Origin of the sequence: Ruegeria sp. HKCCD8929 (genome assembly GCF_013031405.1) — a bacterium.
In the GTDB taxonomy this organism is placed as follows: domain Bacteria; phylum Pseudomonadota; class Alphaproteobacteria; order Rhodobacterales; family Rhodobacteraceae; genus Ruegeria.
On the sequence record NZ_WPZY01000014.1, the window covers coordinates 26,692 to 49,606 of the forward strand.

The window sequence follows — 22,915 nt, forward strand, 5'->3', positions numbered from 1 at the left end:
AGTAGTGTAACATAAACACCTGTGTTGTCTATAACGTACCACCAGAGCCTTCCGCCTCCTTTGGTGGCCGATAGATTTCAACCAGCCTGCATGTTGCAGCACTTTTTTCACCGCCCTTCAGCATCGCCAAATTCACTTAGGAAGCATCCGCCAAGGCATCGGTTCTGTTGAGCCTCAGCGTCAGCCATTGATGGTTCAGTCTGGTCGCAGCGACATGACAGACAGGTCGGGCGATACTTCAAAGTCGGCCAACGTTGTGGCGCGGATGGTCTCCAAGTCAGTTCCCGGCGCATGCTCAAGCAGCACCAGCCCTGCTGGCGTCGGCCTGAACACAGCCAACTCGGTAACGACCAGATCGACGGGACGTGTCGACGTTAGCGGAAGTGAGCAGTTTTGTACGACTTTCGAGTGACCACGATTGGCGTGCTGCATTGCGACCACGACTTTCTTCGCGCCTGTCGCAAGGTCCATTGCGCCGCCCATCCCGGGCGTCAGTTTTCCCGGGATCACCCAATTTGCAAGATGCCCTTTCGCATCGACCTCCAATCCCCCCAGAACTGTCATGTCTATGTGACCCCCTCTGATAAGACCGAAACTCATCGCGCTGTCTATTGCCGCAGCGCCGGGCACTGCGGTGACAAATCCTCCTCCTGCGTCGGTCAGATCGGGGTCTTCCATGCCTTCCGGAGGTCGGGCGCCCAAACCAATGACTCCGTTCTCAGACTGAAAGAACACACCAAGATCCGGTGAGACATAGTTTGCCACGAGGCTCGGAAGGCCGATCCCGAGATTGACCAGGGTCGCCGGTTCGATTTCCTGCGCCACGCGACGGGCTATGCTCTCTTTTGCGTCCATCACAGCGCCCTTTCGATCAGATGATCCACCAACGCCGCCGGTGTGCGAACGGAATCCGGCGGGATCATTCCAACAGGAACAATATGCTCCGGCTCCGCAATCACGGTATCTCCTGCCATCGCCATGGTCGGATTAAAATTCTGGGCTGTCAGTGCATATTCCAGATTACCCGCATAGTCAGACTGCCGGGCGGCGATCAGGGCAAAATCCGCCTTGATCGGTTTTTCGACAAGATACGTCACACCGTCGATTTCCAAGGTGTCTTTGCCTTCGGCCACCGGCGTCCCGATACCGGTTGGCGTGATCACCGCGCCCAGGCCGACGCCGGCCGCACGAATACACTCGACCAATGTGCCCTGGGGCACAAGATCAACCTTCAAGTCACCTGCGTTCATCTTCGCCTGGGTTTCTGGGTTCAGACCAATATGAGACGCAATCACATGCGCGAGACACCCCGCCGACACCAGTTTACCGATCCCCCTGCCCGGCATCGCGGTGTCGTTGGCCACAAGAGTCAGGTTCCTTTTTTCGCTTGCCACCAAGGCATCGATCAATCGGTTCGGGGAACCAACGCCCATAAAACCACCGACCATGATGGTCGCCCCATCTGGAATGAGTTCGACTGCCTTGTGAGGCGTTACCGATCGTTTCATCGCAGGCATAGCAACCTCGTAATCAATTGGGCTGGCGGCGAGGAAGGGAGAAAGCCTCGCCGCCAGAAGCGCGCGTCAACGATCAAACAGGACCGGTGTTTCGCGCTTGTAGATACCGTTTTCAGGCTCGTGTCCGATCAGGCGGCGCGCCTGGGCGTGACCGGAAAAGACAGCGGCTTGAATAATGCCAGGCGCGAGACAGTCGCCAATTCCGGTGACATGATCACCCAGGCCCGGGAGTCGCGTCAGTTCGGCAAGCAATGAATCTTGCGGGCGCCTTGCACCTACGGTGATCAGGTGCTTACCCGAAATCGCGGGCATTATTTGCCCGGTATCAGATCTGGCGACCTCAAGTGCCGTCCCAGTCCACCGGCCAACCGTTGTGTTGGGGTACATTTGAACACCAAGTTCGACCATTTCATCAAGCACACGCGGACTTTCCAATGTGTACCCCATCCATTCCGCAATCGACGGAAGCGGGCATACCAGATGGATCTCATGTCCTCTGGCCGCCAGGTGCCCGGCAAGCACATTGCCCATGTAATAATGGTCATCGTCATAAATGACGATTGGGCCGTCGAACTCCGCCCCTGCCATTACGTCATCGGGGGTTACCGCGTTTTCCACAAAACCTTCGATCGGGCTGAATCTTGTCGCGCCAACTCCGTCGTTGCGCCACTTGGCGCCTGTCGCCACGACGATATTGTCCGCTTCAAAGTCGGCGACATCATTCGCGTCGATCTCACTTTCTGCGTAGAGCGAGACATTGCCCATCTGCTGCAACTGATACAGCCGATAGTCCTTGACCCTGCCCCAAGCCGACAACCCCTTGAGGCCGGATTCCTTTGAAACACGCCCCCCGAACTCCGAGGCGCGCTCGGCCACAGTGACCTCATGACCGGCCCTTGCAAGCGTCAGCGCGCACTCAAGCCCCGCGGGGCCGGAGCCGATGATCAGCGTTTTCTCCTTTTGGGGTGCCTGCGGAATGATTTCGGGGTGCCATCCGCGTCGCCATTCCTGACTGATTGTCGGGTTCTGTGTACACATCAGCGGCACAGAATAGGCATCGGAAGAGACGCATACGTTGCAGCCTATGCATTCGCGGATGTCGTCAATCCGACCTTCCTTGATCTTGTTGGGCAGGAATGGGTCGGCGATGGACGGGCGCGACGCGCCGATCAAGTCGAAAACACCCTTTTTGACAAGGCTGACCATGGCATCTGCTGATGTGTAGCGCCCAACCCCAACGACGGGTTTTGTAGTCACCTGCTTGACGTAAGAGGTGTATTTTTCCTGATGGCCCTCATCGTCAAACCTCGAGGTGCCGCTGTCTCGCGGCCAACTGGCGACGTTTACGTCCCAAAGATCGGGTATCTCGGCGAGGCTCTCGATCACCGCCCGAGCTTCGTTGTCGTAAGTGAGTGGGCTGCCAGACTTGAAATCGTGCGCCGGTATCCGCACCGCGACGGCGGCGTCACCCGCGACCGCTTCCATTGTGTCTTCCAAGACCTCGTGCAACAGGCGCAAACGGTTCTCAAACGAGCCACCATATTCATCCGCCCGTTGGTTGTACATCGGGTTCAGGAAGTGCCAGACCAGTGCCGCATCATGGGCCGCATAGACATAAACTATGTCATAGCCCGCCTCCTTGGACCGATACACCGCGCGCCTATGACTGTCGCGGAACGCCTTGATGTCCTCTTTGTCCATCGCCTTGGACTGAATCGGGTTTTGCGGTTTCAAGATCCGCATGGATGATGGCCCGAGAACAGGGGTCCCGGTGTCCATATTGCGCGCCCGGATTCCCGTGTGGGCCAGTTCGACCGCAGTTATCGCACCGTGTTTCTTCACCCGCTCGACCATCAGCGCGTGGGATTTGATATCGGTGTCATCCCAGAACCGTTCCATCGGCAGGTTGGAGATATCCGAGGTCGGGTCGATCTCTGCCACCTGCATTGAGATCACACCCCACCCGCCTTCGGCCTTCATTTCCCGCATCCCAATAGAGCCGTTTGGCATCAAAGGACTGTGCCCCGTGGCGTGCGGGACAGAGTAAAAACGGTTCGGCGCCGTTACCGGTCCGATCTGAACCGGTTCAAAAAGGATGTCATAGCGCGGGTCACGCTTGTGGGCACCGCCGTCCATCCTACGTTCCTCCTGACTTGATCGTACCGTCAGCAACCCAGCCGTCGAAGATTTCCAGCGCCTTGTCGACAAACGGGCGATCATTGATATGGCAGTCGAGTTCGGTAAACAGGATTGGGTCCGTCATCTGCACACGCATCTCATCGCAGAATTCGGCAAAGGCGTCGGGATCGTGGGCTTCCTGCCCCTCGCGATCCCACTCCTCGATCCCCTGATTGGTCAGGATCACATGGGCCGGGGTGTCGGACGACTTGATGCGTTTCGCCATCTCGCGCGCGGTTTCGCGGCGCTCTTCAGCGTTCAGCCCGGACGATTTTATCAACCGATTATGAGCATGGAACGGGCGATCCCTATACTGGGCCGGGATTTCCTGCCAGCCAGCGAAGTCGATCAAATCGAGGCAACCGGGTGCGATGATTTGCGGAATGCCAGCGCGACCCGCATTGAGCATCCGATCGTCACCTCCGTTGATGACAGATCCGGCCAGGAGGTTGCCAAGCTCCGGCAGCGCAAAATCCATCACACACCCAAAGCCCCCGTCGCGCGCAATGCTTTCGTAGGCCATCCCACCCATGCCCGTGGCGTGGAAAATCGCAACTTCAAAACCTCTGCTCTCCAGTTCGGGCTTCAGGGCCTTCATGTATTTCAGACAGGAAGACCCGAGCGAAGTCATCCCGACCGTCGGTCGTTCATTGCTGGGCGGTTCAACCGCGCGGGCGGCTCCCAGAACGGCGCCAGCGGCCTGGCTCAAGGATGACTTGCAGACGGAATTCAGGCCATATAGCCCGCCCGCCCAAAGGATCATCTGGATATCCGCCGACAGTCGTTGCGGCTCGATCAGGGGAGAAAAGGACACGGTCGACACGACATATTTCGGAACCCCGAGCGGTAGTGCCTGACAGATATCCAGGGCCGCATCGGTTCCCATGGTTCCGCCAAGGATGACCACGCCGTCGAACAGGCCGTCATCGAAGAGCTTGCGAGCCAAGGTACTGCCCCCCTTGGCCATGATTTGCATCGCGGTGTTCTCATCGCCACTGTCAATGGCGGCCTGAATCGAACTACCGCCAGCCTCAGCCACATCGTGTTTGGAATAATCGGTTGGCCTTTCCGGATCGCCCAGAACCGAAATGTCCATGCTGAGCGCGCTACCACCTATCGCTCGGATCCGTTCGACCATATAGTCGAGTTCGTCGTTTTTGGTGTCGTAGGTGCCCACGACCAGAATCGTCTTTTCGGACATTTGTTATCCTCCCTGTTGTGCTTTTGGCTCAGCTGCGCATGATCTCGCCCTTTGGATCGTAGAATGGCCCAAGCCGCGCTTCGATCGGGTACATCTGCCCGGCGATCTGAACCTCGAAACCGCCTTCGTCGATCCAGGCTTTGGGCGCGCCGCCTTCCTTTTCGAGGGTGGCCAATCCGACCATGGCCCCCAGCCGGAAACCCCAGTCGCCCGAGGTGACATGGCCCACAATCTCGCCCCCCTTCCAGATCGGCTCGTTGTGGATCAGGTAGGGTCCATCTTCCGCGGTCAGCCCCGGCACTTTGACCGAAACCATGCGGTGTTTGTAAGCCGGGCCTTCTTCTTCCTTCTGTTGTGCAAGGCGAGCCTTGCCCAGGAAATTGTCTTCCTTGTCGAGCTTCACAGCAAAGCCGAGACCTGTCTCATAGGGCGTATCCTCTTCGGCAATATCATGGCCGAAATGGCGGAAACCCTTTTCAAGACGGCAGGAGTTCATTGCAAACATGCCCATATGGCGCAGCCCGTGAGGCGCGCCAGCCACAAGCAAGGCCTCATAGACGCCAACCGTGAACTCGGTCGGGAACATCATCTCGAAACCAAGCTCGCCCAAGAACGACCGGCGGATCACCCAACCTCGCGCATATGCGACGTCCATCGCGCGCGCCGCGCCGAACGGGAAGGCCTCGTTCGACACATCATCAGTACTCAGCGATTGCAGGATCTCCCGCGATTTGGGTCCATGCAACGTCAGCAGGCAATAGGCCGAGGTCGCATCGAAGACTTCGAAATTCCATGATGGATCGGCATGGGCCTTGATCCAGTATTGGTCCCGTATCTGGCTTGGATGACCGGTCACCACCATGAAGCTTTGCGGTGCGATACGTGTGACGGTCACATCCGCCTCGATCCCGCCATTGCTGTTGAGGAACTGCGTGTAGACAGAGTTGCCGACATCGACATCCATCTGCGCTCCGCACACATGATTTAACGCGCGCGCCGCATCCGGCCCTTGCACCAGAATCTTCGCATACATCGACTGGTCCAGGATCACAGCCGCATCGCGCGCCGCGAGGCATTCTTGCTTGACCTGCTCTGACCAGGGCTTCCAACCGAGCGATGGGCTATCCGGCCAAGTCGGGTTCCCGGCATCATAATACATCGGAACTTCCCAACCGATACGTTCGGCCATGACTGCGCCAGCTTCCTTAAACTCGCGATGCAGCGGAACCCTGCGCACGCCACGGGCTGAATTGACTTGTCGACCCGCCCAGGCAATGCCGTAGTGGAAGCCGACACTTTCGGCCGCACGTTCCTGATTGTAGCGGGTGTTGGCTTGGAAGGGATGCGCCCGGGCGGCCAAGAGAGGCCCCATGGACCGCGACGGCATGCCCTCGATCATCCATTCGGCCATTGTAAGGCCAGCACCGCCCGAGTTCAGGATGCCGTTTGAATTCATGCCTGTTGCAAGGAACACGCCCTGCAACTCCGGCGCCGGCCCCATATAGGGACGGCCATCCGGTGTGAAACTCTCCGGACCGCAAAAAAAGGTCTGGATCCCCATATTCTCCAGCGACGGCATCCGCGCGAACATGCGCATCAGGTCCTCCTCGACATGCTCCATGTCGAAAGGAAGCTCGTCGAACTCGAAGTCTTCCGGGATACCATCCTGTGCCCAAGCCTTGCCCTGCGCTTCGAACCCACCAATCAGGATTTTGCCCGCGTCCTCTTTCCAATAGTTCCGCTCTTCAATGATGTTTAGGATCGGCTGGTCAGATGTCAGGCCGTCGACTGGTTCCGTCACGATGTAGAAATGCTCGGCCGCATGGAGGGGAACCGTGATGCCATGTGCCTTACCGAAGAGGTGAGACCACATCCCCCCGGCCAGCAACACCTGTTTCGTCGCGATGGTGCCCCTGTCGGTCGCAACACCCGCGACCTTGCCGTTACGAATTTCGAGGTTCTCGACTTTGGTTTCCTCAAAAACCTGAGCGCCCTTTTGACGGGCGCCCTTGGACAGAGCAACGGTCACATCCAGTGGATTTACCTGGCCGTTGGACGGCACAAACAAGCCCGATTTCACATCGTCGATGACGAGGGCGGGCCAGTACTCTTTCACCTCCTGAGGCGAGAGCACTTGGCTTGGGATGCCCATCCGTGCCGCATGGTCATGCTGACGTAAAAGTTGCTCGTGCCGAACATCGCTGAGCGAAATGTTGATCGTGCCGTTCTGCTTGTAACCCGTGCCTTGCCCAGTTTCCTCTTCGAGATCACGAAACAGGCGCGCAGTGTATTTGCCCAGCTCCGTCTGCGAATTGCTGTCGCGCAATTGGCCCACGATACCCGCCGCGTGCCAAGTCGTACCACTTGCGATCTTGCGCCGCTCGATCAACACAGCAGGCACACCGCGATGGGCAAGGTGGTAAAGCGTCGACATGCCGATGATGCCGCCGCCGATGATCACGACCGGAGCCGATTGCGGAAGGGGTTTGCTCATAGTGATTTCTCCGTCAGGCTGCCGCCAAGCCGATATCGAGCGCGAAGAGGACTTGCCTCACGTCATCTGCGGTCAATACCAATGGTGGGGACAAAATGAGATTGGGACCCGATACGCGGACCATCACGCCATTGGCGTGGGTTGTGTCGAAGACCTGCTTGATCCGCGCCGCGTCCAAAGGTTTTTTCTTTTCGCGGTCAGACACCAGCTCAAGTGCATTCATCAGGCCTTCACCACCGCGCACGTCGCCGACTATCTCATGCTTGGCTTTCAGGGCCTCGAGACCCGCCATCATTTCTTTCCCCCGCGCAGCGGCGTTGTCCTTGACATTCAGGCGCTGGATTTCCTTCAGGCAGGCGATGGCTGCCGCGGCCCCGACCGGATGTCCGGAATAGGTGTAGCCGCTGGCGATATTGGCTTTGCCGGTGTCATCCTTTTCAAAGGCTTCGGTCAGGTGGTCGGCGATCATGACCGCGCCGAATGGGAAATAACCGTTAGTAATCGCCTTGGCGGTCACTGCGAAATCCGGCTTTACCCCCCAATGGCGAGAACCGGACCAAGACCCGGTCCGCCCATAGGCGGTGATCACCTCATCCGCGATCAAAAGGATACCGTTGCGGTCGCAGATATCCCGCACGCCGGGCATGAAACTTTCATGAGGGGGGATCACGCCCCCCGCCCCAAGAACCGGCTCCATGATGAAAGCGGCAATGGTCTCGGCCCCCTGAAATGCGATCTCATCTTCCAGGGCCGAAAGGCAAAGTTGAGCGAGCCGCTCTGGGTCAGTCTCGTTGAACGGGTTGCGATAGGTGTAGGGGGCCGGAATGTGAAAGCAGCCAGGCAGCAACGGTTCGTACTGCTTGCGGAAATTCGAGTTGCCATTGACGGAGGCACCGCCGGTGTGGGTGCCGTGGTAGCCCTTTTTGAGGCTCAAATACTTGGTCCGGCCCGCCTCGCCGCGGACTTTGTGATACTGCCGCGCAAGGCGCAGAGCGATCTCGATGCCGTCCGAGCCGCCTGAGGTAAAGAACGCACGGCTCAACCCATCGGGTTCGAAAAACTCCTGCAACATGTAGCTGAGTTCGATCACCGCATCGTTGGAGGTCCCTCGAAAGGTCGAGTAATAGGGCAGTTGCTCAAGCTGCGCGGCAATCGCCTTCTTCACCGGGTCGCAGGAGTACCCAAGGTTCACGTTCCAGAGCCCGCCCACCGCGTCGATGGTCTCGTTGCCGTCTACATCGACGATGCGCACGCCCTTGCCGCCGGTGATGATCTTGGGAGGATTGGCCAGACTGTCGGCAGGATGTGCCATCGGGTGCCACATGTAACGGGCGTTGTTTTCTTTCAGAAAATTGTCGTCCTTCATCCTGCTATCCTCTCTTCCAGCCCAAGCGGGCGTTCGGCCTCAGCAAAGCTCTGCCCCGGGTTCATCACATCAAAATGCACGGTGGTCATGCCGACGGCCCGCGCGCCATCAATGCCGCGGCGCTGATCGTCCTCAAAGACGCAGCCCTCTGCCGGCAAACCAAGCCTGCCGACAAGGCTTTCATAGGCGGCGGGTTTCAGCGTCTCAGTGTGATCATGCGTCGCGGAGTGCGTTTTCGAGATGACACCACCAATATCCAGAACCAGGGATTTTGCGCGATCGGAACTCATCTGCGGCCCTCGAAACCGCTTCGAGACCGCTCAGTATTGCTCAGAAAGCCAACGGCGATTCGCGAATTTGAATATCTTGCGCGATCATGATGTGGGGCCCTGCAGGCCTTTCTCCCTGAGATTTGGCGCAAACCCAAAAATCCCCCGGAGAACAAAAAACTAGGTTTTGCAACGAGTTCCATGTGTCTGCCGGCTCCTCTCACTGCATTTGAGCTGCGTGTGACCGACGATTTGCGCGTCGATGACCTTTCTCCATCGTTGACAGAAGTTCATTTCTAGATCAATCTATTTTACACCGATGGTGCAAATAGTGTACCTCTGACAGGGAGACTAGAATGAAAAAGACACTGATCGCTGTTGCCGCAGCGCTCGCGGCGCTGACGCCGGGACTTGCCGTGGCTGAGTATCCTGAGAAGCCGGTTGAGTTTGTGGTGCCGTGGCCTCCGGGTGACGCAGAGGACGTACTGACGCGGATGATCGCGGAAGACTTCCAAACCAAATACGGCGTGCCGGCAGCTGTGGTGAACAAGCCAGGTGGCGGCGGTGGCCCTTTCCCGGGCGCTGTCGAAGTCGCAAAGGCACCGGCTGACGGGTACACCGTCGGGTCGTTCATTCTCGCCGTGCCGGTCATCGGCCCCAATATCGGAATTCCAGAATTGAACCCGAACCCGTTTGAGCCACTGGGTGCGTTTCTGACCTATCCGTTTGTGATCGTGTCGAGCAAGAATTCTCCCTACTCCAGCATCGACGAGCTTGCCGCCCATGCGCAGGACAATGACGTTGTGCTCGGCCATTTTGGGGCGCCGCTGATCCCGACAAAGGTGACCTTTGCGCTGGCACAGCAAAAAGGCTTTTCCTTCGCTGCGGACGCTGCGTTTGACATTCTTGACTGCAACTCCCTGGCTTCTGGCGATGTAGATGTCATGAACACCACACTGCAGTTGGTTTTGCCCTGTCTCGATGACATCAACGTTCTGGCGTCCATCGGGGGTGAACGCATCGGTCTGACACCGGAGACGCCGACCGTCGGCGAGCTGGATCCGAGCCTGACCCTGTCTTTGTGGAACGGCCTCTTCGTGCACAAGGACACGCCAGCCGATGTGCGCGAGAAAATCATCGCGGTTGCTCAGGAGACTATGGCGTCCGAACGGGCGCAGGACTTCATGGCGAAGACGGGTGCACTTGTGTACTGGCAAAATGCCGAGGATACGGCCGCACAGATTGAAGCGGATGCCGAGGCACTGGCCAATATCAACGCGATGCTGGAGTGATCTGGACATCCTCAGGCACTACGGCGGGCTGACCGGCCCGCCGCATCACGATGTCGGCCAGGGCCTAGGGAGGGGCAGATGATCAAAGCACAAACACTACAGGACCTGTTCAAACGCTATCGCCGGCCCGGCGATTTGTTTTACAGCTGCGTTTGCCTCGCCTTCAGCCTGTTTCTGGCCGTCAACCTGTCGTCCCAGACAACCTGGGCCTCGGGTACCAAGCTTCTGGCACAACCGGCATTCTGGCCCTATGCGGCAGTGATCACGATGGTGGGCTGTTCCACCTTGCACCTGATTTCCAGTTTCGTGTCACCAAAGCTCGATGGACGCTGGCAAGAGATCGGGTTCTGGTTCAAATCGGTCGAATTTGCCGGGTGGTTCATGATCTATGTGATCATCGTCCCGCAGCTTGGGTACTTTCCAACCACGATCATCTTCTCGGTCGCATTGTCGTATCGCCTCGGCTATCGCAGCACTAAGTTCCTGGGCTCCGCCGCACTTTTCGGCGCGGTTGTTGTCATCGTTTTCAAGTCATTCCTGCAAGTGAAGGTGCCGGGGGGCGCTGTCTACGAATATCTCCCGAACGGGCTTCGCTCATTCTTCCTGACGTATCTCTAGGAGCGCAAGCATGGAAACCTTCTTCTCAGGTGTCGAGCTTCTCATGCGTTGGGACGTCGTTCTTGCGCTTTTTGTTGGCTCTATCGGCGGCGTGATCATCGGCGCAATTCCAGGTGTTGGGGCAGCGGTGGCTATTGCGATCCTGCTTCCGGCGACGTTCTCACTCGACCCGATTGTCGGCCTCACAATGCTGCTCGGAATTTATGGATCGTCGATGTATGGCGGCGCCTTGCCCGCGATCCTGATCAACACGCCTGGCACAGCGGTCAATGCGCTGACCACCTATGACGGCTATCCCATGACCAAACGCGGTCAGGCCCGTCGTGCGCTTGCGCTGGCCTACTCTGCGTCATTCTGGGGCGGGATGTTCGGCATCCTCTGTCTGATCTTCCTTTCGCCAGTTCTCGCTCTTGTTGCCCCGCATTTCGGCAGCCGGGAGATATTCCTCGCCGCTCTTCTCGGCATCATTCTTGTCGTGCTAGCCCACCGTGGTCAGGTTTTCGCAGCCGGTGGTCTGGCTGGCTTCGGGATCTTGCTCCATACCGTTGGACTGGACGTCAAATACAATCAACGCATGACGTTCGAGCAAACCTGGCTCACCGGCGGATTCGATCTGATCGTCGTCGTGCTTGGGCTATTCGCACTGTCACAGGCGTTCCTGCTTTTGACCGACAAGGACAGCGCACCCCACCCTCAGCCCGTCGAGGGCTCTCTTGCCAATGCCATGAAGGAAACCTGGCTCTACAAGCGCGTCGCGACTGTCGCTGGTGGGTTTGGTGTTCTGATGGGTATGATCCCAGGGGTCGGCGAATTCACCGCGCAGTTCATGTCCTATACCTATGCCCGGAAGACTTCCAAAACGCCCGATGATTTCGGTGACGGCGCTCCGGAGGGCCTGATCGCGTCGGAGGCCGCCAACAACGCGGTGCCAGCGGCAGCCATGATCCCGCTTCTGGCCCTTGGCATCCCCGGCGAAGCGCTCACTGCCATGATGCTGTCGGTCTTTTATGTGCATAACGTGATCCCCGGACCGCAGCTCTTCCAGAGTCAGCTCGATTTCGTCTACGCGCTCTACGTGGCGATGATCCTGCTCAACGTCATCGTGATCATCTTCCTGATCTTCTCGACCAACCTGCTGACGAAGATCATCCAGGTGCCCACGCGTTTCCTTGGCATGATCATCCTGACGCTGAGCTTTGTCGGGGTCTACAGTCTGCGAAACTCCGTTGTCGATTGCGCCATCGCGGCTGGCTTCGGCATTTTGGGGCTGGTCCTGAAACGGTTGAACTTGCCCATCGTGCCGATCGTCCTCGGCATGGTGCTGGGCGGCATCATGGAGGTCAAACTACGCTCGGCCATGATCCGAGTGAAAGATCCGCTTGATTTCGTCGACCGCCCGATCGCCGCCATGCTCGCAGCAACGATCGTTCTGGTAACCGTCCTGCATATCCGCACGTTGCGCAAAGAGCATAATGCGCGGTTGGCAGAATCCGAGATCGATCACGAAATGCACGACACGCAGCAAAGGTAATTCGCCGTGACGGACCAGTCTCAAATTGATGCGCTACGCGACAAGCCAATCCCGCCGCAGAACCTTCTGATCGACGGGGAATTGTGCCAAAGCGCCTCTGGGGCGACAGATGACGTCATATCGCCGCTGAACGGAGCGTTGCTGACCACGACCCCGGCAGGCACCAGGGAAGATACCGAACGGGCGATACAAGCGGCGCGCCGGGCGTTTGATGATAAGCGCTGGCGCGGGATGCCGCCTGCGGCCCGGAAAAAGATCATGCTCAGATGGGCGGACTTGCTGGAAGAAAATATGCTGGACTTGGCCGTCCTGGGTGTTCGCAACAACGGCACCGAGATTGGTATGGCCCTGAAAGCCGAACCTGGCTCAGCCATTGCTACGATCCGCTTTTATGCAGAGGCCATCGACAAAGTTTATGGCGAGATTGCCCCAACAGCCGATGACGTTATGGGGCTGATCCACAAGGAAGCTGTTGGCGTGGTGGCCGCAATCATCCCCTGGAACTTCCCGTTGATGATCGGTGCCTGGAAACTGGGCCCTGCCCTCGCCGCAGGCAACTCCGTTGTCTTGAAACCGTCGGAAACAGCGTCGCTTTCTCTGATCCGTATGGCGGAACTGGCGCTTGAGGCCGGTCTGCCCCCCGGTGTGCTCAACGTCGTGACGGGCGAAGGGAAAATCGTCGGCGAGACGCTGTCGCATTCCATGGATGTCGACGTGATCGTGTTCACTGGTTCCGGCGCAACCGGTCGTAGGCTTTTGCAGGCCTCAGCCGCGTCGAACATGAAGCGCTGCTATCTCGAACTGGGTGGCAAGTCGGCGAATGTCGTCTTTGCAGACACAAAGAACCTGTCTGAGGCCGCAGCCGTCAGCGCCGCAGGTATCTTCCGCAACTCGGGGCAGGTCTGTGTGGCTGGGTCGCGCTTGCTGGTCGAACGCTCCATCCATGATGACTTCGTCGCGGAGTTGGCAAAGGCCGCGGCGGCCATACGAGTAGGCGATCCGCTTGATCTAACGACACAGGCTGGCGCAGTGAACAACCCCACTCAACTGGCGCAAAATCTTGCTTTCGTTGAAACGGCACAGGCCGAGGGCGGCACGCTCTATCATGGCGGCAATCAGATCCTCCAAGACACCGGCGGGTACTTCATGGAGCCCACGATCATCACCGATGTGGCAGAGGACCATACCGTTGCGCAGAAAGAAGTGTTCGGCCCGGTGCTGGCAGTCACGCCATTTGAAGATGAAGGCGACGCCATACGGCTCGCCAACAGCACCGACTATGGGCTTGCAGGCGGTGTCTGGACGTCAGACCTCTCTCGCGCTCATCGCATGGTGCGCGAAATGCGCACGGGCGTGGTACATGTGAACACCTATGGTGGTCCCGATGTCACCGTTCCCATGGGTGGCGTTAAGCAGTCAGGCAACGGGCACGACAAGTCCCTGCACGCATTCGAAAAGTACTTCGACCTCAAGACGGCGTGGTTCAAACTCTGACGTTCAGGAGGGGTCTTTGAATAAGATCAACAGTTCCATCGCACCGGATTTCCCTGTTGGCAAGGCAACACGCCCAATATCGTGCGCGTTCATCCTCGTCCCGGGCTTCAGTTTCTTAGACCTTGCCGCTGCAGTTGCACCGCTTGCCGCGACCAATCGGATATGCGGACGGACGGTCTATGACTACAACGTGTACTCCGTTCACGGAGGACCGGTGGAAAGCGCCAATGGCAGCCTGAGTTCGGTGGATGGTGCGTTGGCGGACATTCGCAGCGACGCGCGGTGTTTCATTCTCTCATTCGACGACCCATGGGCTCACATCGACACGGCACTTTCGAATTGGCTGCGCCACCGGGAACGCCATGAAAACGCGCTGTTGGGCTGCATCGGGACCTCAGCGGTTGCTGTTATCGAAGCGGGAGTCCTGCGGCGGCGCCCTTTTACGGTGCATTGGAGCATTCAGGCAGCTTTCGAGGAACGGTACCCGGACTTGGTTCGGGCTTCGTCGATTTTCACAGAAGTCTCAGGGCTTGTGACTTGTGCGGGCGGCCAATCCACATCTGATATGATGATGTCCTTGGTCGCTCGGGATACGCATGACCGTGTGTCCTTGAAGGTCGCAGATTTCCTGCTCGGGCAGGCTCCTCGCCCTCCTGACACGCCACAAAGGCTCAGCGCATCGGTTCGGTACAACACACGCAACCCAATGTTCCTGTCGGTGGTTCAGGCCATTGATGAGAACCGGATCGAAGGGCTGACCGTGGACGAACTTGTCGAACGATTTGGGATATCGCGCCGCCAGATCGAACGGACGTTCAACAGCATCACGGGGATGCCACCAACGCAATTCATCAAGCGCAAGCGGCTCGAGAAGGCACGCGATCTTCTGAACCAAACAAACATGTCCGTGATGGATGTCGCGATTGCAACAGGGTTTGGATCGGTCGCGAATTTCTCCAAATCCTTCACTCGGCAATATGGGGTGCGCCCGTCTCAATGCATCAAGAGTCAGTTTTCAGCGGACGCAGTCACGAACAGGACGCAATAAAATACATGACCCAGTTTCACGCAACACGCTCAGACGCAGAGTTGATCTCGGCCAGGGAACGCCTCCTCGGCCCAAAGATGAGCACGTTTTATGAAGAACCCGTGCATTTGGTGAAGGGTGACGGAGTTTGGGTCTGGGATGCGCAGGGCCGCAAATATCTCGATTGTTACAACAACGTGCCGCATGTGGGTCATTGCCACCCCAAAGTGGTTGAGGCCATTTGCCGACAGGCGGCGAAACTGAACACACACACACGATACCTTCACGAAGGCATTATTCGATATGTCGAAAAACTGACTGCGACTTTCGATGAACCTCTGAAGACAGCGATCATGACCTGCACTGGGTCAGAGGCCAACGACATCGCACTCAGAATGGCTGAAGCGATGACCGGCAAACGGGGTGTGATCGCGACTGACCACACGTACCATGGCAATACCACCGTCGTGGCGCAGCTCTCGATGACCAATCGCCCAGGCACCGGGGATGGCAGCCATGTACGCCATGTGCCCGCGCCGGACAGCTACCGTCCCTTGGGAGGAGAGGCAGGCGACGCGCATGCCCGCGCTTTCGCACAGGCGATTCAGGCGCAAATCGACGATCTTGAGACCAGCGGCCATGGCTTTTCGGCACTGATCATTTGCCCCTACTTCGCCAACGAAGGTTTCCCTGATCTCGCACGCGGCTTTCTTGATCCAGCCATCGAGGTTGTGCGCCGGGCAGGCGGGATCATCATCGCGGACGAAGTGCAGCCGGGCTTTGGCCGGATCGGCAGCCATATGTGGGGCCATCAACGCATCGGTATGACGCCGGATGTGGTCACCTTGGGCAAGCCCATGGGCAATGGGCACCCCGTTGCGGGTGTGGTTACCTCGATGGACGTGATGGCGAAGTTTCGCAACTCCTTCCGGTACTTCAACACGTTTGGCGGCAACCCGGTCTCCTGCGCTGCAGCCGAAGCGGTATTGGATGTGCTCGAAGAAGAAGGATTGGTCGCACAGGCACATGATGTGGGGGCTTATGCCTGCAAGCGGCTGCACAAACTGGCCGAACGTCATATCTGCATCGGCGACGTGCGCGGATCCGGCCTGTTTTTTGGGGCCGAGATGGTTCTGGACCGCGAGACAAAAGAGCCAGCCACCGCCTTTACCAAACGGCTGGTCAACGAGATGCGCCAAGAAGGCGTTTTGATCAACTTCCTTGGCATCAACTACAACGTTCTCAAAATCCGCCCAAGCATGCAGTTTACGCGCGAGAATGCCAATCTTCTGATCCACACGCTTGATCGAGTTTTGAGCCGGGTGGAGTTACACCCGTGATCGAAGCGACGGCACAAAATGCCCTTTCATCCTGGGGTCTCGACGGCGCGCATCTCTCACTTGTTGCGCAACGGGAGAATATTGTCTTTCGAGTGAAACACGCCGGGGCGCAATATGCGCTGCGCCTGCATCGCCCGGGATATCAATCGGTTCAGATGATGAAATCTGAGTTGGGTTGGATGCAGCATCTGGGGGCGGAGGGTTTGAACGTTCCCGCTCCACTGCCCTCAGACAACGGAGCATTGCTGAGAGCGGTCGGCGGATATCAGGCGGACCTTCTGACTTGGCTCAGCGGAACCCCAATGGGAGAAACGGGCAAGCCGCTGGATCTTCCTGACCGGATTGGGACCTTCCGGCGGGTAGGCCGCCTGATGGCCCGGGTTCACCAGGTTTCAGACGATTGGGACCTGCCCGAGGGTTTTGAGCGGAAGTCTTGGGACATCGACGGTCTCTTGGGCGACGCTCCACTCTGGGACCGCTTCTGGGACAACCCCGGCTTGAGTGACACAGAGCGCGCCCGTGTCATGGCGGCGCGGGACGGTCTGCGGGCCGAACTCTCAGATGACGGTTTGGATTTGGGCCTCATCCACGCGGATATGTTGCGCGAAAACATTATGATCGACGGGGATAACTTGGGTCTGATTGACTTTGACGATAGCGGTTTTGGGTTCAGGCTGTTCGATGTTGCAACGGCTTTGTTCAAAAACCGCACAGAACCGGATTTCGGTGACTTGCAAACAGCGTTTCTGAATGGCTACCGCGACGTGCGACCGCTCGACACGACCTTGTTGCCGCAATTCATGCTCGTGCGTGCGTTGTCGTATCTGGGCTGGATCATCACTCGCATGGATGAGCCAGGCGCAAAGGCACGTCAGAAGCGCTTTTTGTCCTCATCACTGCCGATGGTGGATGCCTACCTTGAAGGGATCGGACCAGTTTCGCGAGGTAAGGCTAACCATCGAGACGACGGTTCCGGCTCAATCCCACCGCTTGGCTATTGAAGAGTGTAAGCATCACCCTCGCGACCGCAAGTCTCTCCTTGCTTGCGAGGTGCCTTGGGGATGGTGTGTGAACCACACCCATTGTTCAAAGCATCATCTTTGAGCGTTCAAAAGTCGACAAACGGCATTTCAGGTGATTGCTAACCCAACAGACGAGCGTTTTCCGGGTCGTATTGGACGGTCGGGTGCCTTTTGGCTCCAAAAGGCTCGCCCAGAATACTGACATCGCAGTCTTCACCCATTGCAAGGACCCCGCGTTTCACAAAGCCCAATGCAAGCGTTTTACCTGTCCGGGCGCCGTAAGTTCCGGACGTGACATAGCCTATGACCGCCCGGTTTTTCAGTATCGGCTCGGACGCCAGCGGCAAGGGAGAGGGGTCCGTGATTTCCAGACCGACCCATTCCCATTCGGATGCTTCTGCGGTCTGTTCAAGCAGGGCTTCACGGCCCAGAAATGCGCCTTTTTGCGGCCTGGCGAAGGATTGCAGCCCAGCGTCGAAAAGCGTGTATTCGGTTCCGATGTCCGATCCCCAACCGTGGTACCCCTTTTCGATACGCATCGCGTTCAATGCGTAAGAGCCGAATTGCCCGATCCCGAATTTCGCCCCCTGATCCATGATCGCCCGATAGAGCTCAGGCAGGTCGGCGCTGGATGCGTGCAATTCCCATCCCAGCTCTCCCACATAGGAAACCCGCATCGCGATCACATCGATGCCGGCGACCCTGATTTCGACGACGGACATCCAAGGGGCCGCGGCGGCCGACAGATCAGCCTCGGACAGCGGGGCCAGTACGTCGCGCGATCTTGGACCCATCACCATCAGGCATCCGTCTTTGGGGTGGCCCACGGAAAGGGTGACACCCTCGCCGGGCAACGCGGCGTTCAGCCAGTCGAAATCCCGCAAGTTCGCCAGCGTTGGCCCGCAGAGCAGGAACCGGTCATGCGAAAGCCGGGCAATTGTCGCCTCGGACCAGATGCGGCCCTTGGGGGTCAGCATGTAGCCTAGCTTGATGCGGTCGGGGTGTGGCATCGCCCCGCAAAACAGGTGATCCAGATAGGCCTCGGCCCCGTGCCCTTCGACGGTGAATTTGGTGAACCCCCCGTGATCCATCACGCCGACGGATTGAGCGACCGTCAGGCATTCGTTGCGCACAGCGGCGTGCCAGGGCTCTTCGTGAAAGCTCAATTCTCCGGTGTCGGGCGTTTCATCGGTTTCGAACCAGAAGGCCCGCTCCCATCCGCCGATTTGGCCCATGACCGCACCAGTTTGTTTGAGTTGGGCATACAGGGGAGTGCGTTGCAGCGGTCGTCCGGACGCCATGTTCCGGTGCGGATAGGGAATGGCATATTGCAGATCGTAGTGCTCGGACGCACGGGCATGGGCATAGTCGGGTGTCGCCCAATTTCCAAAGCGGCGCGGGTCCCAGGCCGCAAGGTCCCATTCGGTCTCACCTTCGGTGATCCATTCGGCCATCGCCTTGCCGATGGCAGCGGAATGGGTGATGCCGATCTGGACACCTGTGGCGTGGTAGAAATTGGGCGCCCCTGCCGCCGGGCCGACAAGCGGTAAGGCATCGGGCGCATAGGCAATCGGGCCGTTGACGAACCGCTGCGCGCCCGCCTGCGCCAACAGTGGAACATGCATGATCGTATCCTCAAGGACTTCGAGAATATCCTCGACACTGTCCGAGAAAAGCTGATGCGCGAAATCGTCGGGCGGGCCGCTTTCTGACCAAGCGGGCCGTCCGGCATGGGCGTAGGAGCCCAGCAAAAAGGCGTTGCGCTCACGCCGCAAGTAAAAACGGATATCCGGGTCGCGCACCAGAGGGAACAGGTCGGGGTGTTCTTCGAGCGCCACCAGAGGTTCCGTTACCAGATATTGATGTTCCAGCGTCACCACGGGTGTTTGCAGCCCGGCCATCTCTGCGACTTTCGCACCATAGAACCCGGCTGCATTGATCACGATTTCCGCCGTGATGCATCCGTCAGTGGTTGAAACCTCCCACTCGCCGCCGGGCTTTCGCGTTATGCCGGTCACCGGAGTAAATCGCCGGATCTGGGCGCCCAGATCGCGCGCGCCCTTGGCAAGCGCCTGTGTCAACTGGCTGGGGTCGATATCGCCCTCATAAGGGTCCATGATTCCGCCCAGAACGGTATCGTCGGGCGACCAGAACGGGTGCATGGCATCCATCTCACCGGGGCTCAGCCTGTGCAAGTCGAACCCGGCGCTCTGGGCCACGCCTTCGATATGGCCAAACAGGTCCATTCGCTCCGGCGTATGCGCGGGCCAGAAGGCGCCGGTGTGACGATAGGTGATGGGACTGTCCACCTTGTCGGCGAGATCCTTGTAAAGCCGCCAGCCGTAATTTCCGGCCCTCATCCCCAGCCACGAGGTCGCATAGATCGGGATGTTGCCCGCCGCGTGCCAGGTCGATCCGCTTGTCAGCTCGTCCCTTTCCAGCAGAACGGTGTCCGTCACACCTGCCAAGGCGAGATGATACAGGATCGAGCATCCCACGGCACCACCGCCAATCACAACGACACGCTTATGGGTATTCATTCCGGGTCCTTTGGAAGCTTGATGTCGAACGCTGCGCGAATGGCCCTCTCGCGGTCCTTAGACAGGTGAGTTGGGGGCTCGGCCGTCATCTCGGCCACCCTGGCCCGCGCCCGATCCATCAGCGCCGGGCTGCCCGCATCCTGCCAGTCCTGAACACTTTGCCTGTTGGCCAGCGACGGGTAGACGTATTCGCTTTTCATCCGTGCCAGCGTCTGCGCCTCACCCAGATAGTGACCCGGCCCGCAGGCGACGGTCTCAATCATCTCGAGATCAAGCGCATCGTCTGCCAGTTCCACCCCGCGAACGGAGCGCAAGATCGCGCCGCACATGTCATCGTCAATCACCAGCGCCTCGGGCGAGGCAACCATCAGCGACCCGAGCATCCCAACGCTAAGGTTGATCATGTCGGCTCCGGCTTGTGCAGCCAGGGCAACGGTGTAGCCCTTTTCATACCCGGCCTGCGCATCTGGCACCTTTGAATCCGTCATCCCAGCGGACACGGTCGAGGGAAGCCCAAGGTTCAGCAGCAACTGCGCAGCGGCCGCGTTGGCAACCGCCGCCTCGCCGCTGCCGCCGGTCATCGCCCCCGTGCGCAGATCACTGATGAAAGGCATGAAGGCGAGGATTGTGGGGAATCCGGGATGCAACAGATTGGCGACGATCAATCCCGCCAGGGCCTCGGCAAGCCCCTGCGCTAACGCCCCGGCCAGCGTCACTGGGCTGGTCGCACCTGCCTGCGCCGCTGTGCAGATTTGCAACGGCATCCCGGCGCCGATGGCGGCTTTCATGATCTCGATGCCCTCGGGCGCAAACCTCAGGGGCGAAACCGCATGCACGATGATCCCCATGCAAAACGGCTGACGCCGGAACGCGCCCTCCTGCCCCAGTGCAATATCGAACATCGCCGCAACGCGGTCGACATGATGCGCGTTGTCGAAACTCACGCCGATTGGCTTGGGACACGCCTTTAGACAGGCAAAGGCTGTATTTGCATCGAGGTCCCAAGGCGTCTCCATATCCCGAGCCACAATGGGCCGAACCCCATAGTGGACGTTTTCCGCGCGCCCGACGATCTGCATAAGCTGGTAGAGATCCGCCAGATGCGCCTGCCGAAACCCGCCCGCACCGTTCGGCACTTCTACGGCGGCACCGCCCGTGCCGATGTGAACCTGTCCGCCACCGATGGTTAGGCCGAAATCTTCCTCAAATCCCGGAATGTTCACGCGCTGCATCGCCGTCGCAATGGCGTGTTCCACCATGGCTCGGGGAAAGCACAAGCGACCGTCGTCCCGCATCCTTGCACCCGCCGCGACGGCCAGATCAGCGATATCCGCAGGGCAATCGGCCATGCCGACGGTTTCGAGAATCGCAAACGCCGCCTCGGTGATCTGAGTGACCCGCTGCGGACCAAGCTGCTGAAAGCGCCCCCCCTGAGGCGGCGGCGTTACCCGAATGCCGGGTGACTCCTGGATAATCCGTGCCCGCCTGGCCAATACCCGCTCCGATCTTGTGTCGTCCGTTCAGGGAAAGCGGTGCGCGGGTCGGTTGCTGTAGAAAAAACGACACCGCGAGGTCGTTTTTCATTGGCCTGTGAGGGTTCTGGTAGATTTTACTTGGCTAAAACCAAAGGAGAACCGCCAACCATGCACGTCTTCAGAAGCATGATCATTGAGGCCCCGGTCGCCGCGGTCTGGTCCGCGGTTCGGGCCTTTGACGGCGTCGCCAGCTGGAACCCGGCGGTTGTAAAGGCCACGATGGAGACGGGTTCAGCCACCGCGCCGGGCAGTATTCGCCATCTTGATATTTCGGATGGAACGGTGTTTCGCGAAACACTTCTGGAGCTTTCGGATCTGGATCGGTTCTACACCTACGACATCATCGACAGCCCCCTGCCCGTCCGCAACTATGTCTCCACGCATCGCTTTGTGCCGATCACGCACACGAACCAGACGCTTGGCATCTGGGAGAGCCGGTTTGACTGCGAGGCGGGTCAGGAAACCGAATTGGCCGCGGTTGTCGGCGATCAGATCTATGTCGGCGGCATGACCGGGTTGAACGACTTTCTGAAAGGACAGAGACATGAGTGACACGCTCGCGCCCCGCGCCGTTATCGGCGTCATGACGCCCGCAATGAACACCGTCGTTCAGCCCGAGCTCGAGTTATTGCGCCCGCCCGGCGTGACTAACCAGATGCAGCGCTTCCGGTTGGGTGGCGACAAAGTCTCGGACGATCTGCCCGACGAGGCGCAAAAGCTGATGGATTGCAATCCGGCAGCGCTGTGCATCGGATTGACCACCGACGCTGGCCCCGGCGGCGTTGAACGGTTATCGCGCCGCTGTGCTGAACTGGAAGATCTGGTCGGTATACCGGTATTGAACGCCTCGACCGCCGACTATGCGGCGCTTCGCGCGTTAGGCGCCCAAAAAGTGGCCGTGGTGACGCCGTTCAATCCGGAAATCGACCAGAACGTGAAAGCCAATACCGAGGCGGCCGGCTTTGAGGTCGTCGCCATCGCGGGAACCTGCGCTCCGTCCTTGCCGGAAATCTGCCAAACACCGCTCGATGACATTCGTGCCGTTTTCCACAAGGTCGCCGCTTCGAATTGCGACGCCATCCTTCAGGTCGGGACCGCTTTGCCGGTTGTGTCGATGATAGAAGAACTTGAGGCGGATCTCGGCAAACCCATCGTTGCCTGCAACGCTGCGGTTTACTGGCAAACATTGCGAAAAGTCGGCATCAGCGACGCTGTTAAAGGCTACGGCTCACTGCTTTCCAACTAGGCGAGCGACGCCGCATCATTTGGAAAATTCAAACTTATCCTCAACCCAATGCCGACTAAGAAGGACTCGGCAACGTCCAGACCCGTGGCAAGAATAAGTGCAACGGAGGAACACTTCTCACGCGCCTCATACCCCAGCGCGTGTCAGCGCGATGACAGATCGAACCCTCACGACTTTCTCCGTCGCACTCGAAGGCTGTTCACAAAAAAAGGCCCCGCCGAGATCGGCGGGGCAAGGTTTAGTGC

The 22,915-nt window shown here is 58.7% G+C and carries 18 protein-coding genes; 9 read left to right on the forward strand and 9 right to left on the reverse strand.

Translation table 11 applies throughout. The features are described from left to right. Positions 1 to 195 precede the first annotated feature (195 nt). The 7 genes from GOX53_RS19005 to GOX53_RS19035 form a co-directional block, all read right to left on the reverse strand. Positions 196 to 855, reverse strand: coding sequence for a 3-oxoacid CoA-transferase subunit B (locus GOX53_RS19005; protein ID WP_171179131.1), 660 nt, complete (start codon positions 853 to 855; stop codon positions 196 to 198). Next, entirely contained in the window at positions 855 to 1,508 is a 654-nt protein-coding gene (locus GOX53_RS19010; RefSeq protein ID WP_171179278.1) for a CoA transferase subunit A, read from the reverse strand. The genes GOX53_RS19005 and GOX53_RS19010 overlap by 1 nt, the downstream gene beginning before the upstream one ends. Before the next feature lie 75 nt (positions 1,509 to 1,583). Further along, a complete protein-coding gene (locus GOX53_RS19015; protein WP_171179132.1) occupies positions 1,584 to 3,653 on the reverse strand; it encodes an FAD-dependent oxidoreductase in 2,070 nt (689 codons plus the stop codon). Position 3,654: 1 nt separating this feature from the next. Then, the gene (locus GOX53_RS19020; protein ID WP_171179134.1) at positions 3,655 to 4,896 is read right to left on the reverse strand and encodes a Tm-1-like ATP-binding domain-containing protein; all 1,242 of its coding nucleotides are present in this window, start codon (positions 4,894 to 4,896) and stop codon (positions 3,655 to 3,657) included. A 28-nt stretch (positions 4,897 to 4,924) separates the two neighbouring features. Further along, positions 4,925 to 7,390 carry an FAD-dependent oxidoreductase gene (locus GOX53_RS19025; protein WP_217351844.1) on the reverse strand — a complete coding sequence of 822 codons (2,466 nt, stop codon included), beginning with the start codon at positions 7,388 to 7,390 and terminating at the stop codon, positions 4,925 to 4,927. 13 nt (positions 7,391 to 7,403) lie between these two features. After that, positions 7,404 to 8,756 (reverse strand): aminotransferase class III-fold pyridoxal phosphate-dependent enzyme, encoded by a 1,353-nt coding sequence (locus GOX53_RS19030; protein WP_171179136.1) that lies wholly within the window; start codon positions 8,754 to 8,756, stop codon positions 7,404 to 7,406. Then, positions 8,753 to 9,046 (reverse strand): hypothetical protein, encoded by a 294-nt coding sequence (locus GOX53_RS19035; protein WP_171179138.1) that lies wholly within the window; start codon positions 9,044 to 9,046, stop codon positions 8,753 to 8,755. The genes GOX53_RS19030 and GOX53_RS19035 overlap by 4 nt, the downstream gene beginning before the upstream one ends. Positions 9,047 to 9,381: 335 nt before the next feature. Between GOX53_RS19035 and GOX53_RS19040 the strand changes: the two genes are divergently transcribed. The 7 genes from GOX53_RS19040 (at position 9,382) to GOX53_RS19070 (ending at position 17,328) form a co-directional block, all read left to right on the forward strand. After that, positions 9,382 to 10,317 (forward strand): tripartite tricarboxylate transporter substrate binding protein, encoded by a 936-nt coding sequence (locus tag GOX53_RS19040; protein WP_171179139.1) that lies wholly within the window; start codon positions 9,382 to 9,384, stop codon positions 10,315 to 10,317. A gap of 78 nt (positions 10,318 to 10,395) precedes the next feature. Further along, positions 10,396 to 10,935 (forward strand): tripartite tricarboxylate transporter TctB family protein, encoded by a 540-nt coding sequence (locus tag GOX53_RS19045; RefSeq protein WP_171179141.1) that lies wholly within the window; start codon positions 10,396 to 10,398, stop codon positions 10,933 to 10,935. A 10-nt stretch (positions 10,936 to 10,945) separates the two neighbouring features. Then, the gene (locus GOX53_RS19050) at positions 10,946 to 12,466 is read left to right on the forward strand and encodes a tripartite tricarboxylate transporter permease (protein ID WP_171179143.1); all 1,521 of its coding nucleotides are present in this window, start codon (positions 10,946 to 10,948) and stop codon (positions 12,464 to 12,466) included. 6 nt (positions 12,467 to 12,472) lie between these two features. Continuing rightward, complete coding sequence (locus tag GOX53_RS19055) at positions 12,473 to 13,960, forward strand: aldehyde dehydrogenase family protein (protein WP_171179145.1); 1,488 nt, start codon at positions 12,473 to 12,475, stop codon at positions 13,958 to 13,960. Positions 13,961 to 13,976: 16 nt separating this feature from the next. Continuing rightward, positions 13,977 to 15,008: a GlxA family transcriptional regulator gene (locus GOX53_RS19060; RefSeq protein ID WP_171179147.1), complete on the forward strand. Its 1,032-nt coding sequence runs from the start codon at positions 13,977 to 13,979 to the stop codon at positions 15,006 to 15,008. A 5-nt stretch (positions 15,009 to 15,013) separates the two neighbouring features. Further along, positions 15,014 to 16,327, forward strand: coding sequence for an aspartate aminotransferase family protein (locus tag GOX53_RS19065; RefSeq protein WP_171179149.1), 1,314 nt, complete (start codon positions 15,014 to 15,016; stop codon positions 16,325 to 16,327). Next, positions 16,324 to 17,328 (forward strand): phosphotransferase enzyme family protein, encoded by a 1,005-nt coding sequence (locus tag GOX53_RS19070; protein ID WP_371810363.1) that lies wholly within the window; start codon positions 16,324 to 16,326, stop codon positions 17,326 to 17,328. Before GOX53_RS19065 ends, GOX53_RS19070 begins: the two co-directional genes overlap by 4 nt. A 140-nt stretch (positions 17,329 to 17,468) precedes the next feature. On the opposite strand, the gene GOX53_RS19075 is transcribed toward GOX53_RS19070, so the two are convergent. Together GOX53_RS19075 and GOX53_RS19080 are read right to left on the reverse strand one after the other, a co-directional pair. Then, positions 17,469 to 19,889, reverse strand: coding sequence for an FAD-dependent oxidoreductase (locus tag GOX53_RS19075; protein WP_171179151.1), 2,421 nt, complete (start codon positions 19,887 to 19,889; stop codon positions 17,469 to 17,471). Further along, positions 19,886 to 21,382 (reverse strand): trimethylamine methyltransferase family protein, encoded by a 1,497-nt coding sequence (locus GOX53_RS19080; protein ID WP_171179153.1) that lies wholly within the window; start codon positions 21,380 to 21,382, stop codon positions 19,886 to 19,888. The genes GOX53_RS19075 and GOX53_RS19080 overlap by 4 nt, the downstream gene beginning before the upstream one ends. Positions 21,383 to 21,532: 150 nt before the next feature. Here GOX53_RS19080 and GOX53_RS19085 point away from each other — a divergent pair, with 150 nt between their 5' ends. Together GOX53_RS19085 and GOX53_RS19090 are read left to right on the forward strand one after the other, a co-directional pair. Beyond that, positions 21,533 to 21,976, forward strand: coding sequence for an SRPBCC family protein (locus tag GOX53_RS19085; RefSeq protein WP_171179155.1), 444 nt, complete (start codon positions 21,533 to 21,535; stop codon positions 21,974 to 21,976). Beyond that, on the forward strand, positions 21,969 to 22,670 hold the full coding sequence (locus GOX53_RS19090; RefSeq protein WP_171179157.1) for a hypothetical protein: 702 nt from the start codon (positions 21,969 to 21,971) through the stop codon (positions 22,668 to 22,670). Before GOX53_RS19085 ends, GOX53_RS19090 begins: the two co-directional genes overlap by 8 nt. Positions 22,671 to 22,915: the final 245 nt, after the last annotated feature.